Annotated in this window: 11 protein-coding genes and 1 tRNA gene; 11 read left to right on the top strand and 1 reads right to left on the bottom strand. The window is 44.1% G+C overall.

The window, feature by feature from the left end:
- Positions 1-54 precede the first annotated feature (54 nt).
- Positions 55-915, top strand: coding sequence for a DegV family protein (locus ATC1_RS04790; RefSeq protein WP_062278866.1), 861 nt, complete (start codon positions 55-57; stop codon positions 913-915).
- Positions 916-966: 51 nt separating this feature from the next.
- Entirely contained in the window at positions 967-2,406 is a 1,440-nt protein-coding gene (gene tilS, locus ATC1_RS04785; RefSeq protein ID WP_082174665.1) for a tRNA lysidine(34) synthetase TilS, read from the top strand.
- A 125-nt stretch (positions 2,407-2,531) separates the two neighbouring features.
- On the opposite strand, the gene ATC1_RS04780 is transcribed toward tilS, so the two are convergent.
- The gene (locus ATC1_RS04780; protein WP_082174664.1) at positions 2,532-3,452 is read right to left on the bottom strand and encodes a tyrosine-type recombinase/integrase; all 921 of its coding nucleotides are present in this window, start codon (positions 3,450-3,452) and stop codon (positions 2,532-2,534) included.
- A gap of 633 nt (positions 3,453-4,085) precedes the next feature.
- Between ATC1_RS04780 and ATC1_RS04775 the strand changes: the two genes are divergently transcribed.
- From ATC1_RS04775 to ATC1_RS04735, 9 genes are all read left to right on the top strand, one after another.
- Positions 4,086-4,169, top strand: a tRNA-Leu gene (locus ATC1_RS04775).
- Positions 4,170-4,284: 115 nt separating this feature from the next.
- Positions 4,285-4,662: a hypothetical protein gene (locus ATC1_RS04770; protein ID WP_062278860.1), complete on the top strand. Its 378-nt coding sequence runs from the start codon at positions 4,285-4,287 to the stop codon at positions 4,660-4,662.
- A 183-nt stretch (positions 4,663-4,845) separates the two neighbouring features.
- A complete protein-coding gene (locus ATC1_RS04765) occupies positions 4,846-5,763 on the top strand; it encodes a bifunctional 5,10-methylenetetrahydrofolate dehydrogenase/5,10-methenyltetrahydrofolate cyclohydrolase (RefSeq protein WP_236688112.1) in 918 nt (305 codons plus the stop codon).
- A 422-nt stretch (positions 5,764-6,185) separates the two neighbouring features.
- Entirely contained in the window at positions 6,186-7,568 is a 1,383-nt protein-coding gene (locus ATC1_RS04760; RefSeq protein ID WP_062278858.1) for an 8-oxoguanine deaminase, read from the top strand.
- A gap of 26 nt (positions 7,569-7,594) precedes the next feature.
- Complete coding sequence (locus tag ATC1_RS04755; RefSeq protein WP_062278856.1) at positions 7,595-8,335, top strand: GntR family transcriptional regulator; 741 nt, start codon at positions 7,595-7,597, stop codon at positions 8,333-8,335.
- A 3-nt stretch (positions 8,336-8,338) separates the two neighbouring features.
- Complete coding sequence (locus ATC1_RS04750) at positions 8,339-10,378, top strand: hypothetical protein (RefSeq protein WP_062278855.1); 2,040 nt, start codon at positions 8,339-8,341, stop codon at positions 10,376-10,378.
- Between the two features lie 215 nt (positions 10,379-10,593).
- Entirely contained in the window at positions 10,594-11,871 is a 1,278-nt protein-coding gene (gene thrC, locus ATC1_RS04745) for a threonine synthase (RefSeq protein WP_062278853.1), read from the top strand.
- On the top strand, positions 11,868-12,821 hold the full coding sequence (locus ATC1_RS04740; RefSeq protein ID WP_062278851.1) for a glycosyltransferase family 2 protein: 954 nt from the start codon (positions 11,868-11,870) through the stop codon (positions 12,819-12,821). The genes thrC and ATC1_RS04740 overlap by 4 nt, the downstream gene beginning before the upstream one ends.
- 164 nt (positions 12,822-12,985) lie before the next feature.
- Positions 12,986-14,452, top strand: coding sequence for a pyridoxal-phosphate dependent enzyme (locus tag ATC1_RS04735; protein ID WP_062278850.1), 1,467 nt, complete (start codon positions 12,986-12,988; stop codon positions 14,450-14,452).
- Positions 14,453-15,005 lie beyond the last annotated feature (553 nt).

Genomic DNA, 15,005 nt, shown 5'->3' with positions numbered 1-15,005 from the left:
TAAAAATCAGATCTCGTTAAATGCATCAGTAAGATTCCGACATAAAGGGAAATTATGCAGATTGTTACAGACAGCGGAGCAGATTTATCAGAATCACAACGGAAAGGGCTGGCAATACATTACGCCCCATTACGAATTACTCTCAGCGGAAAAACTTACGAAGGCGAAAACGAGTTGTCCGGTGAAGAATTTTATAAACTTTTAAGCGAAACAGAAGATTACCCTATGACATCTCAGGCTTCTGCGGGGGATTTTGCCAAGATTTATCAGAATCTGGCAAAAAAAGGAGAAAAGATCCTATCCGTCCATATTTCATCCGGATTAAGCGGAACGTTAAATTCTGCGAAAGTGGGTGCAGCCATGGTCCCGGAAGCAGATGTAACCTTCTGGGATACAAAGACACTTTCAGCAGCGCAGGGATGGCAGGTACAGGCAGCCGCAATTGCCGCCAAAAAAGGGTGGTCACTTGAAAGAATCCTCGAAAGACTCACTTTAATCCGTGATCAGGTTACCGGAATGTTCACGTTAAAAGAAATGCGATATCTGATTCATGGAGGACGTGTAAGCCACTTAAAAGGTCTCATGGCATCGGTTTTGAATATCAAACCCGTTATTACTGTTGACATAGCTAGCGGGAAATATGCCACAGCTGCACAAACAGTGACGTTTAAACGGGCAATCGCGCAAATTGTTGAACTGAATACCGAAAAATACGGAAGTCAAAAATTGAGAACACAGATTGTTCAGGGTTTATGCCCGGATGGAATTGAGTTTTTAAAACAAAAAATGTCTGAACGGCTGGATTGTTTTTTTGAGGAAACCGTTCCTGTCGCTCCAGCCCTGGGCGCACATACCGGCCCATCCTTGACCGGATTGATTAGTGGACCAATGTCTCTCTTTGCTGATTTGCTGTGAAAAGGGCATGCTCATCTCTGAAAAGTTTTTTTCACAGCGCCCTTTAGGATTATGTTTTCCATCAATTATCTTAGAAACCAGTGCCGTCTGAAGCCGGACGATATGGTTGTTGCTGGTATTTCCGGCGGCGCTGACAGTCTCTATCTCCTGTACCATCTGAAAAAAATTGGTCAACCGGTCATTGCTGCTGTTTTTAACCACCAGTTGCGGCGTGAAGCGGATGCCGAAGTGGTTTTCGTTCAGAATACATGTGAAAAATTGGGGATACGCTGCGTCACCGACACATCGGATGTTTCCGCTTTGTCAAAACTTCATAAAATTTCCCTGGAAGAAGCAGCCCGAATCGCCCGTTATCAATTTTTATTCCGAGCTGCAAAAAAATGGAACGCTGCTGCAGTTGCCACGGCACACCACGCAGATGATCAGACCGAGACTATCTTGATGCATTTCTTGCGCGGGAGTGGACTTGATGGATTGGCAGGTATGAATCCGGTTTCATACATTCATCAATGGGATCCTGACAAGAAAATACCGCTGATTCGTCCGATACTCAATGTGCGTCGCCAGGAAATCGATGACTGGTGCAAAGAGAATCAGATTCATCCGGTTCAGGACCAATCAAATTTCGATACAACCTTTTTTCGCAACCGATTACGACTTCAGCTCATTCCTGAACTGGAGCAGAACTACAATCCGCAAATCAGACAGCATATCCAAAATCTGTCGCAGACAATCCAGGAGGATCAAAAAATAATCCATCATGCAGTCAGCGAGGCATGGGAAACCTGCGTAATCTATGCGAATCCCGAAAAGCGGCAGGTTGTGTTTGACCGTAGCCTTTTCATAAAACAGCTGAAAGGAATTCAGGCCAGATTCGTGCGAAAAGCTTTTTTTATGCTGCAACCGGACTCGCGTGATTTCAGTTTTGACACATCTGCCCGCGTCTTGAATTTTTTAGAAATTGCAGCAGAAAATGATGTGCAGCCGTTGGTCAATCACCTGTGGATGGCAGTCGAAAACGGTTTTTTCATGCTTTACGAGCAAGGTCAACGTCCTAACATCCGCAAGTTGCCGCAAACATTTAACACTTCAGCGGTTTTGTTAAGTCTTCCTGGAGAAGTACCGGTAGAAGGAGGAAGAATCACCTGCCGTTCCGTGGATATCGATCCGCAGGAATTCGATCAAATGATCAGGGAAATGAAACACAATCACAGAATTGTATATCTGGATTCTGACAAAATTGCATGGCCGTTACACGTTCGAAATGGAAAGACCGGCGAAGTCTTTTCTCCGCTCGGCTCAAAAGGACATTCACAAAAGCTTTCGGATTTTTTTATCAATCAAAAAATCCCCAGAGATTATCGCAGCCTTTACCCGCTGGTTTCTGATCAAAACAGTATCATCTGGATTCCTGGATATCAATCAGCAGAGAATTGCCGTCTGTCGCCAGACAGCGCGCATTGTATCTGCTTGAAATGGGAATATGAGTAAAATCGGCAGCACACCAATAAAAAAAAAGCCGGCTGAAGCCGGTAAAATACATACCAATTCGTAAATTTCGATGATGTGATTTGAAAAAAAATCAGATTCTCATGAAAAACTGGCTCTATCCGATTTCAGGCGTACTGATCTCGTAATTTTTCCAGCTTCATAAAAATTTCTCTCCACTGAATTTTTGAAACACCCATCTTCATGCGAATAGCTTCCGGATCGGTATTCGTATAATAATCATGGACCATGCAAGTCCACCGGCACATATTAAAGGAGAGATGCTTTTTTAATCCGGCAGCAGTTCCGATATCTTCCAATATGTATTCGAGCCTACGGGCTGAAAAATCAAAAAGTCGTTTCGTTGGATGTGCCTGATTAACATATTCGTTATAAATGTTAATCCAGTTAATCGGAAGATCGATTTTTCTTTCTTTGTAACGGTTGCCGGGGGTGTCATATCGAATATACAGAACCGGATTGTCAGGAATATCGAAATCAAAATGATTGGGAGAAATACCGAGCGTTTCGCTTTTTTTGATGCCCGTCGAAATTAATAAATACAATAACGCCATAGGTCTGGCATCCGGCTTTTTCAGATAACGAAAATGATCCGCCGTTTCTAAAACCAATGGAACTTCCACAGAAGTCAGAATTTCTGGTAGCGGACTGATCACAGATTTTTGAATAACAGTCTCCGCAGGATCCTCCGAGAGAATGCCATATGTTTTCAGCCACTTAAAGAATGATTTAATCGATGTGATTCGACGAGAATATGTTTTTGGACTGCAGGGTACTTTCCGTTCGTTCTCCATCCAATTGAGAAAAGCATTAATATCACGCGTCTTTATTGATCCGATGGAACGATCAGGCGGGAAAAAAGACGCCAATAATTGGATATCATTGATGAAGGCTTTGATGGTATTGCCAGTTCTGTCTTCATCTGCAAGATGAATTTCCCACGCATGGATAGCCGCAGGAAAAGTGGTATCAGCATTAACAAATTCCCGAACTGAAGACTCTCCCTTTTCCATATTCTGTTTCTTCATCCTTTATGAAAAAAATTCCGATATTGCTAATTGGTAAGTATACACGATTATCAAATTCTTGAAAAAGGTTTTTTTAATAACCCTCTGATTCGAAGGTTGGAAAAAACGAATTGTTGTTGTGATGTTTTTACATGAAACGCAAAAATATCACAACAACAAATTTTCTTTGTATAATCGACTCACTTTTCCATATTGCTATTTATCATCAGCAATTCAAAATTTAAAGAATCTTATGAGAAAAGAGGGAAAACAGATATCGTGTGGTTTTGTGTTTCGCCAAAAAACAATACGAGAATCAGTGTGTCTCTTAATTCAATAATCCGGTCTAAATATCGAATTGCTGTTACTTAACCATTCGCATGGAGATACGTAAAATATATATTACGAATATATAGGATAAAACAATTAATATTATACTTGTTTATCAGACAGATGTATCATACATATTCAGTAAATTATCAATTGCTATTCGATTTAAAAGGGGAAAATCTTGTAGTTACGCTTTTTTTATGCTCAGCTCAAACCAGATGAATAACAAATATCCTCTCTTGGCTCATCAGGCTGTAATTTCGAAATTATTGTTAGTTACTTGACAAATAGCACCATTCGCGTAAAATACAGATGAGTATTTTTGCCGAAGTGGCGGAATTGGCAGACGCGCTACGTTCAGGGCGTAGTGAGTGTACTCTCATGAGGGTTCAAATCCCTCCTCCGGCACAAAGACCTTTCCATTGAAAGGTCTTTTTTTATGAAAGAACTCGGCAAAGCAAATTGTTGGGTTGATGCTCGATTTTCTGCTGGTATCATCACGAATTATTGGTACACTTAACACATGAAGGTTCGATGGATCACAAAAAAACAAATTTGGATTATTGCTATTATTCTGCTTGTCGTTGCATTACTGATCGATCTAAACACGCGTCTCAGCACATTGCAATTTCTCACAGATCAAAAAATGACACTGGAATCCGATGTCAGTAATTTAAAAGCAACACTGGAAATCGTCTCGGAAAAAGTGGATTATGCCAATTCGGATACAGCAGTTGAGGAATGGGCAAGGCAGCAGGGTATGATGATGAAAGAAGGGGACCATGTTCTCATCCCCCTGCCTGTCAGCGAAACTGCCATCGAACCAACTGCAACACCCACCATCCAACCGACGCAGGTAGAAAATTGGCAGGTCTGGCAAAAACTAATCTTTGATCAATAAACGAAAAATGAGTTTACGAGCGATTCGAAATAGGGAAAGGATTCATTGTTTTTATGATGTATTTGCGCTCTACGCTTAAAAACAATTTTTCTCTTTTTTAAAATGGTTTCCTCAAACTTCGAATCGCTGTGTAGTAACAGAATTCCTTGTTTTCATCTCCCAAGAGGAAAAAATCTTTGATAAATGGAAATCAGGAAAATCCAACCGCAATGGGTGAACGAATTTATGACAGCAGAAATAATCGACGGAAAACGAATTGCTAACACAGTCAAAGACGAGGTCGCGGCAGCAGTCCTCCAGAGAACAGCAGCAGGTTTTCCCCCGCCCGGACTGGCAACCGTATTAGTCGGAAACGATCCACCTTCTCACATCCATGTAAGAAACAAAACGAAGACCTGTGAAAAACTGGGAATTCGCTCCTTTTCGCACTTGCTGCCGGAAGATACGACACAAGAGGTCTTGGAAAATCTCATCGGACAATTAAATTCGAATCCGGATGTGCACGGAATCCTAATCCAACTCCCATTACCGGAACACTTGGAACCGTATCATCTGCTCTCCCTGATTGATCCCAGAAAAGATGTTGATGGAATTCACCCGGTCAATGCAGGCCTCCTTTCCAGAAAAGAGAGTACACCCTGGTTTATCCCATGTACGCCAGCCGGTATTCTTTATCTCATCCATTCCATTGAACCAGACATCACCGGATTGGAAGCCGTCGTAATCGGACGTTCCGCCATTGTTGGTATGCCGACCGCTCAGCTTCTCTGCCGAAATAATGCCACCGTCACCATTTGCCACAGCAAAACCGTGGATTTACCAAAGATTTGCAGGCGCGCGGATATCGTAATTGTAGCTGTCGGTCAACAAAATATGGTAAAAGGCAGTTGGATTAAACCAGGCGCTATAGTCATCGATGTCGGTATCAACCATGTTCCGGACAACTCAGATCCGCGAGGTTATCATCTGACCGGCGACACTGATTTTGAATCAATTTTACCGATTGCAAAAGCTATCACTCCGGTACCTGGCGGTGTTGGGCCAATGACGATTGCGATGCTCATGCAGAACACCTATAACGCAGCATTGCGATTCGACTAAAAAATATAAATCCGAGCTTACAATCTTTCTGATTGGCTTCGTCCAGTTTATCGAATAGAATCGTTATAGCTTTACATATCTGCGATTGCCGCATCCTGATGGCAGTTTTCCGATAATTTGAAATAACGAAAGAATTATTGATTGTTTTGTCATCTTTACGCGCCATGAAAAACGACAAAACAATCAGTTTTCTTTCCTTATTCAAAAAGCAAGGTTATATTTCGAATAGCTGGCTTTGTATAGAAACAATACACCGACAAATTGTCTCGATTGATTCGAAAGACTGATTCGAATTTCGAATTGCTGATGACCTTTGTCCTATTGTCAGACAAGTAAATTTGGAGTATAAACTAAAGAAGATGTATCTTATTTGGCAAAATCGGTTTTATAGAAATTAATCCGGAAGGAGCACGGTAAAAAAAATGACCACATTGCTGATAAAAAACGCACTTTTGCTTGCCACTATGGATGAAGAACGGCATGAATACAGTGATGGAGCCATGTTGATTCGGGACGGCTTCATAGAAAGAACTGGTTTCACAAAAGATCTTCCGGAAACGGCTGATGAAGTTTTGGATCTTTCCGGTCATGTTGTCCTTCCAGGGCTGATCAACACGCATCATCACTTCTATCAAACTCTGACCCGCGCAGTTCCTGGAGCACAAAATTCCAATTTGTTCAACTGGTTAAAAACGCTTTATCCCATTTGGGGACGCATGACTCCGGAAGATGTTTTCATATCAACGCAGACTGCCATGGCAGAACTGGCATTATCCGGATGCACAACCGCCTCCGATCATCTTTACCTTTTTCCAAACGGATCCCGCTTGGATGATGAGATTGAAGGAGCTCGTCAGATCGGCCTGCGGTTTCATGCTTCACGTGGATCCATGAGCCTGGGAGAAAGTAAAGGCGGACTTCCGCCGGACAGCGTTGTTGACAGCGAAGAGAATATCCTTTCAGATTGTATTCGAGTCATAGAAAAATATCACGATCCAAAAGCAGGTTCAATGCTGCAAATTGTCCTGGCTCCTTGTTCGCCCTTCAGTGTTTCAACCGAATTAATGAGAGACAGTGCCAAACTGGCGCGTCACTATGGCGTTCACCTTCATACCCACCTGGCTGAAACGGAAGATGAAGAAGAGTTCTGCCTGAGAAAATTTGGCTACAAACCGGTGGATTATATGGAATCGGTAGATTGGTTGGGTCCGGATGTCTGGTTTGCCCACTCCGTGCATGTCAGGCATGAAGATATCCGTAAATTTCAGCACTTCGGCTGCGGTGTCGCGCATTGTCCATCCTCCAATATGCGGCTTGGATCGGGCTTTGCTCCGCTGGTTGAGTATCTACAAGAAGGTATCCATGTCGGATTAGGCGTTGATGGTTCTGCCAGCAATGATAGCTCTCATATGCTTGGCGAAGTACGACAGGCGCTTCTAATGGCAAGACTTCGTGCCGGTTTACAGGGAGCTTCCCTAAGCGGTGAAAAATCGCCAAAATTGATCACAGCGAGAGAGGTGCTCGAAATTGCCACACGAGGAGGAGCAGCCGTCCTCGGGCGGAAGGATATCGGAGCATTAGAATCAGGAAAATGCGCAGATTTTATCGCGATCGACATGAACAAACTGCAATATACCGGCAGTTTTCAGGATCCATTATCCGCATTAATCTTTTGTAATCCCGGCTGGGTGGATTACAATTTTGTTCAGGGAAAGCCTGTCGTTTTTCGTGGAGAACTACGTACAGCCAACATTCCGGATCTTGTAAACCAACATAATAAAGCAGCTGCACGATTAGTGCAATAAACGTTTTTCGCTTTTGGAGAAATCGCATGAATCATCAACAACCGAACTTTGACAACCTCAGCCTTTTTCAAAAATTGCAGCAGGAACTGGCAAGAATTATCGAGGAAACTCCGGCAGGAGAACGACTGCAATCAGAACCGGAATTAGCCTCCAGCCTGGGGGTTTCACGGGCTACACTGCGTGAAGCAATGCGCAGTTTTGAAGGGCAGGGATTAATTCGCAGACGTCAGGGTGTCGGCACTTTTGTATTGGATCATCAGCAAAACATCGAAACCGGTTTGGAAGTGCTGGAGAGCATCGAAACGCAGGCACGCCGTATCGGGTTAGACGTCAAAATGGGTTATTTAGATATCAATAAAATAAAATCAGACGTTGAATTAGCAAAAAAACTGGGCATTAATGAGAACGAAGAAGCTATTCGTATTTCACGTGTGATCTGGGTAGCGGAAAGACCTGCTGCTTTCCTGGTAGACACATTAATTCCTGGTATTCTTGAGGAAAAAGATCTTTCGGACGGATTCACAGGATCCGTGCTTGACTTGATCATCAAACGCGGAAAGCCTGAGCTTTCCCATTCAAAAACTGAAGTGATCGCCAGTCCGGCTCCCTCTGATATAGCAAAAAAAATGCAGATCCAACGTGGAGATGTCCTTTTAAAACTGGATGCACTCCTGTTTGACAAAACAGGAAGAATGATCGATTACTCTCAGAGTTATTTTATTCCGGGTTTCATGAAATTCGAAGTGATCCGGTCCATCGGTAAATAGATTGTGCAAAAAAAGTCCTTTCTCTTCCTGAAGAAAAACAGCGTTCTGGTACTGGCATCCCTGATTGTTCTCTTGACATATGGAATACCGGTTTTTTTCCGCTGGTTCAGCTTCTATGGAGACGATTGGATCTATATTTATAACCATCATCTGATGGGACCCGCTTCTTTTCCGGCATTTGTCGCCTGGGATAGACCATATTCCGCCTGGATTTACATGCTGACAACCGCCGTATTCGGAGAAGCGGTTCTGCCGTACCATATTTTACTGCTGCTGGAACGCTGGTTGTCCGTATTTTTATTTTGGAAGATTTTAACACGTGTCTGGCCTTCCGCAAAACGGATGAATTCCTGGGCTGTCCTTTTGTTTGCAGTCTATCCTGGCTTTCAACAGCAACCGATTGCTGTTCAATTTATTTTGCATTTTGCCTCGCTCGATCTGTGCCTGTTCTCAATATGGTGCATGATTCGGCATCTCTCGCTTGAAAAAGATTCTGATTCAAAAACAAAAAGAATCTTCTGGATGGTTGTTGGATTCCTTTCCGGAACAGCTGCCATGTTTTCATGTGAATATTTTGTCGGATTGGAAGCCATCCGCCCATTTCTGCTTGGGTTTTTCATCCTCAATTGCCTTCGACCTACGCTGTCCGGCAAAAAATCCCGTTTCTGGCTTTGTCTGAAACACTGGCTGCCATATCTGGCTTCTTCACTGATTTTTTTGGTTTGGAGAGTTTTCATCTTCTCTTTCCAAACTTATCAGCCGACATTTTTCGTCAAATTCTCAGAAAACCGAACAGGCGCATTGCTTGAACTCGCAAAAAAGATCCTGCAGGATTTATGGACGGTTTCCTTTAATGCCTGGCGTAAAACAATCAATTTTCCGGAGGAAAAAAACGAACGGTTGTTTTTCTTGTGTTTGATACTGCTGGTTTTCATCCTCTGCTGGTTTGTTCTTAGCCGAATACCGGAAAAGACCGGAGAGATATCATATACAAAGAATGTCTTGGCGAATGTCGAATATCAACAGCTCCTGACCGGATTGGCAGTTTTACTCGCAGCCGGTATTCCGTTCTGGACAACATGGATTCATGTGGAAAATGCTTTTCCCTGGGATCGCTCCACGCTTTCATTCATCGCGGGAGTAGCGTTGACTGCAGCATCTTTAATCGCATTGCTTTTTAAGTCAGCCCCACAAATTTTCATCACCGCCTTGTTGACATCGCTGGCTGCAGGATCACACTTTTCCAATGCACTCGTCTACAAAACGGAAGCCATGAAGATGAATGACTATTTTTGGCAGTTAGCCTGGCGTGCCCCCGGGTTAGAATCCGGTACAATTCTCGTTTCCGATCAGATTCCGCTGGATCGTTACAGCGACAGCGATCTGACGCCGATCATCAACTGGCAATATGCGCCATCCCTGACAGGCAGCAGATATCAGTACAAATATTTTGACCTGCAGATGCGCGCTAATACCTATTTCAGCAATCTTCAGCCCGGTCAGGAAATCAGCCATGCCTATCGTAGTCATACCTTCCAATCCACAACGGATCAGGTACTGGCAATTTTTTACAGAAAAGACGCCTGCCTTTGGGTCATCACCAAAGACAATCGTGATTATCCGGGGCTCCCGGAGAGTATTTTTAAGGTCGCCGGCATTTCCAATCCGGATATGATACTGACGGACTCCAACACAACGGCAAATCCGCCGGACGCCATCGGAAAAGAACCGGCGCATGGATTTTGTTACTATTTTCAAAAGGCCAGTCTGGAACTGCAACGGGGGGATCTTTCCAAAGCATTGAATGCTGCTGTGCAGGCACTCGAAAACGGGCTTGAGGCAAAGGATCCGGTCGACTGGATTCCGTTTGCGAAAGCATTTGTTCTGAACGAAAAGTGGGACCAGGCCAACCAAATTGCAGAAAAAGTTAACGGCGATCCACAAAAGGCTGCTTTTTTCTGCTCACAGCTTCAATTATTGGGAATTGACCGTACCCGACCTGAATTTTCGGAAGTCCTGCGAAAAGCCGGTTGCGGAGAGTAACCACACCATACTAAAAAGGAATTTTTTACAAATAAAATGGTTCAACATCAGCGGTTCGAAAAATAGACGTGCAATTCAAAAAAAGATAAAACTTGTTATGGTGATATTTTCGCACTAAGCGCAAAAACATCACCATAATAGAGTTCCCGTATTTCGAATTGCTGATTTTTAAAGACTGACGAATATTTCAAATCGTTGGCTGCAAAAAGGAAGTTATGAATAATTTTTTAGGCTATCAATGTTCATTATGCGGAAAAACGTTTGATGCGTCTTACCAGGGGTATGTATGCGATGCAGACGCAGGAAATTTGGATGTAATCCTGGATTACCAACGGATTCGCGCATCCGTTCAACCGGAAGATCTCTTTGCGTCACGCGAACCATCGCTCTGGCGATATCTCCCGCTGCTTCCGGTAAATGACCCGGGGTATCAGCAAACGGCTCTCCATACCGCGGGATGGACACCGGTTTACCATGCCCCATCCATTGCGCAGCAGATTGGAATCCGCAACCTTTGGATAAAGGATGAAGGACGCAATCCGACTGCATCGTTCAAAGACCGTGCCAGTGCAATCCTGATTGCGCGCGCAAAGGAGATTAAAGCCCCGATCATAGCGACTGCATCCACAGGAAACGCAGGCGCAGCGCTGGCAGGCATGGCAGCAGCTGCAGGTTGGCAGGCAATCATCTTTGCGCCGAAATCAGCACCTCCTGCAAAAATTGCGCAATTGCTGATCTTCGGAGCCAAAGTCATTCTCGTGGACGGAAATTATGACCAGGCATTTGATCTTTCTGTGGATGCGTCCATAAAATATGGCTGGTATTGCCGAAACACCGGTTACAATGCATTTACGGCAGAAGGAAAGAAGACGGCTGCTTTTGAAATCTGGGAGCAGGTTTTTCCAAAGCGAGTGCTTCCCGATCGTCCGTTCAACCTCTTTGTATCCGTCGGAGATGGAAATATTATCTCCGGAATTCATAAAGGTTTCAAAGACCTGCTCCGTCTGGGATGGATCGAGCAGATGCCCAGAATTTTTGGCGTTCAATCCGAAAAGTCTGCCGCAGTCTACCGTGCCTGGTCCAACGGAACGGAAAAGATTCAACCGGTCAGTGCATCGACATTTGCTGATAGTATTTCGGTCGATCTTCCGCGAGACGGAGTCCGCGCTGTTCGTGCTGCATTCGAAACCAAAGGCGCTTATATTGCCGTCCCGGATGAATCAATTTATGCAGGAATTTCTGCGCTGGGGAAATTGGGAATTTTTGCTGAACCGGCCGGTGCAACAGCGTACATCGGAATGCTGCAGGCTGCAGAACAAGGTCTGATCGGTACGCAGGATGAAGTCCTTGTGGTTAATACCGGCAGCGGATTAAAAGACATTCGTTCCGCCATGGAAGCCGCCGGAGAAGCGCTGGTTATCGAACCGAATTTGAAAGCCCTGGAAGAATCTGCGATCTTTCAAAATTTGAAATCGATGGGAGCGTGCTTATGAAACCAAAATACTCGGTGATTGTTCCTGTATTCAATGAAATGGAGTGTCTGGAACCGCTGTATTCCAGAATGACTGCTGTAATGGATCAAACTGGAGAAAACTGGGAGCTGATTCTGGTGAATGACGGTTCAACTGACGGATCGCCGGAAAAAATGGATGAATTGGCCAGGCTGGACAACAGAATCCGTGTGATTCATTTTGCCCGCAATTTCGGACACCAGATTGCAGTGACAGCCGGTATGGATCATGCGCTTGGGGATGCCGTGATCATCATCGATGCGGATTTGCAGGATCCCCCGGAAGTCATCACAGAGCTGATCCAAAAATGGAAAGAGGGCTATGAAGTAGTTTATGCAGTCCGGGAAAACAGAGAAGGCGAAACATGGTTTAAAACAAAAACGGCAGCTATGTTTTACCGGTTAATTTATAAAATCACGGATGTTAAAATCCCGATCGATACGGGGGATTTTCGTCTCATCGACCGTAAAGTTCTGAGTGTTATGAACACCATGCGTGAAAAGCATCGTTTTCTGCGGGGTATGTCGGCATGGATCGGCTACAAACAGATTGGCGTTCCATATAATCGGGCTTCACGGTATGCCGGATCCACCAAATATCCACTGAAAAAGATGGTCCGCCTGGCTTGGAATGCCATCACAGGATTTTCGTATGTTCCGCTTCAAATTGCGATGTACCTGGGCTTTATTGTGGCCGGACTCAGCATCCTTCTCATTCCGGTGGTTATATTGATCCGTCTGACAACCGGCAGAGAATTAATGGGACAGACGACAACCCTGATCTCCACACTGTTTCTCGGCGGTGTGCAGCTCATCTGTCTGGGAATTCTGGGCGAATACCTCGGCAGAATCTATGATGAGGTAAAAAATCGTCCGCTTTATGTGATCCGTGAAATTTCGAAAACCATTTTTGATGAGGAAGAAAAAGCATAAATTAAAGAATCTGGCTTTTCATTAACAATGAACTGAAGCGACACATGGTATTAGAAGGATTGTTGGTTGCAGTGATGATTTTGCGCAAAGCTTAAAATCATCACAACAACGGAGTTGAATAATTCAGCATCAAATAAAAAAATATAAATCATAAAGAGGGTCAAATGGCAAGGATAGATTTAACGATTCATGAAGAACGTCTTGAGAATGCGATTCATCGCGCACGGGAACGAAATATCATCATTCCCACCTTTGCACAGCAGATGAATCCATCTCTCGTACCGGACAAAATTCGGAAGGAGCTGAAAAGCATCGGATTGTGGGACATCCACCCGCGGAATTTATTCCGCATCACCTGGAAGAATGAGCCCGTCGAAAAAGGTGGCGACTACGGAGATGTGAATTATATTGAACTCCCCTCCAGCCTAACGGGTGTGGACGCACGGATCATTGCAGTCGTCGGGAAATGGTTCCCGACCGGCGCCCACAAAGTCGGAGCAGCGTTTGCCTGCCTGGTTCCGCGTCTCGTCACCGGCCAATTTGATCCGACAGTAGAAAAAGCGGTCTGGCCATCCACCGGCAATTATTGCCGCGGCGGAGCCTATGATTCAGCGCTGCTAGCATGCCAGTCCATCGCAATCCTGCCGGAAGGCATGAGCCGCGAACGTTTTGCCTGGCTTGAAAATGTTGCCGATGAAATCATTGCAACACCCGGGACAGAATCCAATGTCAAAGAGATCTTTGATAAATGCTGGGAACTTCGCAAATCAGGGCAGCAACTGATGATTTTCAACCAGTTTGATGAACTCGGCAATTATTTATGGCATTATCACGTTACCGGCAATGCGATGAAAGAAATCCTGGAGAAGGTTTTGGGGAAGAATGACCGGTTGGCCGGGTTAAGCTCCAATACTGGATCCGGCGGAACGATCGCCTGTGGTGATTTGCTGAAACAGTATTATCCGGATTCCAAAATTATCGCCAGTGAAGCGCTGCAATGCCCGACCCTGCTGAACAATGGCTTCGGCGCACACCGCATCGAAGGCATCGGCGACAAACACGTCCCCTGGATTCACAACGTCCGCAACACTGATTATGTCACTTCGATTGATGACAACGCCGTGGTTCATCTTTGCCGTTTGTTCAACGAACCGGAAGGGAAGAAGTATCTGATGGATAAAGGTGTTCCTGCAGCAATTGTCGACCAGCTCCATCTGATGGGTTTCTCCGGTATCGCCAATATGCTTTCTGCGATCAAATTCGCGAAATATCAGGAACTGACTCATGAGGATGTGGTGATGACCATTTTCACGGATTCCATGGAACTCTATGGAACCCGTCTGGATGAATACACCGCACAATTCGGACCTTTTACTCGAGACGATGCTGCCTTTAATTTCGGCCGCTATCTGATGGGCGAAAATACGTCTTCCATGAAGGAATTGACCTACGAAGACCGCAAACGCATCCACAACCTGAAGTACTACACATGGATTGAACAGCAGGGCAGAACTTCAGAGGAGCTGAACGCACAGTGGTATGACCGCGAATACTGGACAGAAATCCAGGCTCAACGGGATGAAATTGACCGCCTGATTCAATCGTTCAACGATGCAGTTGGAATCGCATAGGAGCTTCCGAATTTTCAGCACAACTTTTTGTCAGGTCTGAGATCCTGGGGCTGACTTGATTTTCAAAATCATTAGAATAAAATGGTTTATACATAGGTTTTTATCTTTGAAATCGATAAAAACCTATGTATTTTGAAATATTTTCATATAAATGGAAATCCAATTAGATGATCAGGGTGATAGCCCGTAAATCGTTTAATTATGGGTTAAAAAAGTCTGTTGAGTTTCGCAATTCCCTGGATACATTACAGAAGTTTCATCGGAATAAATTCAGCAATTTGCAGAAAACTCGTAAAGAGATTATACTGACGATTCTTTATGAGAATTAAAACATGATAATCATCCGATACGTTGAGAGTAATTTTAGAAAATTTTTGCTGTCAGGAAATTCGCCATAAGACCATTAGTTGAAAAACTTTTGAAAGTCCTCCTTTTAATACATTAAGAAAAAACGTTTAATTCCAATAAAATTTTTTATTTTTGACCAAAATGGAAAAATGGAGAACAATTGAAACGAATAATTCCTGTTACCATTCTTATTATCATACTGTTT

The sequence above is a fragment of the Flexilinea flocculi genome (assembly GCF_001192795.1).
GTDB classification, from domain to species: domain Bacteria; phylum Chloroflexota; class Anaerolineae; order Anaerolineales; family Anaerolineaceae; genus Flexilinea; species Flexilinea flocculi.
This window is presented reverse-complemented; position numbering and strand designations above follow the sequence as displayed.

Coding starts and splice junctions, on each gene's coding strand:
- ATC1_RS04780 (WP_082174664.1), bottom strand. CDS start 3,452: ATGAAGAAACAGAATATGGAAAAGGGAGAGTCTTCAGTTCGGGAATTT.
- ATC1_RS04735 (WP_062278850.1), top strand. CDS start 12,986: ATGGCAAGGATAGATTTAACGATTCATGAAGAACGTCTTGAGAATGCG.
- ATC1_RS04770 (WP_062278860.1), top strand. CDS start 4,285: ATGAAGGTTCGATGGATCACAAAAAAACAAATTTGGATTATTGCTATT.
- thrC (WP_062278853.1), top strand. CDS start 10,594: ATGAATAATTTTTTAGGCTATCAATGTTCATTATGCGGAAAAACGTTT.
- ATC1_RS04790 (WP_062278866.1), top strand. CDS start 55: ATGCAGATTGTTACAGACAGCGGAGCAGATTTATCAGAATCACAACGG.
- ATC1_RS04765 (WP_236688112.1), top strand. CDS start 4,846: ATGGAAATCAGGAAAATCCAACCGCAATGGGTGAACGAATTTATGACA.
- tilS (WP_082174665.1), top strand. CDS start 967: ATGTTTTCCATCAATTATCTTAGAAACCAGTGCCGTCTGAAGCCGGAC.
- ATC1_RS04760 (WP_062278858.1), top strand. CDS start 6,186: ATGACCACATTGCTGATAAAAAACGCACTTTTGCTTGCCACTATGGAT.
- ATC1_RS04755 (WP_062278856.1), top strand. CDS start 7,595: ATGAATCATCAACAACCGAACTTTGACAACCTCAGCCTTTTTCAAAAA.
- ATC1_RS04740 (WP_062278851.1), top strand. CDS start 11,868: ATGAAACCAAAATACTCGGTGATTGTTCCTGTATTCAATGAAATGGAG.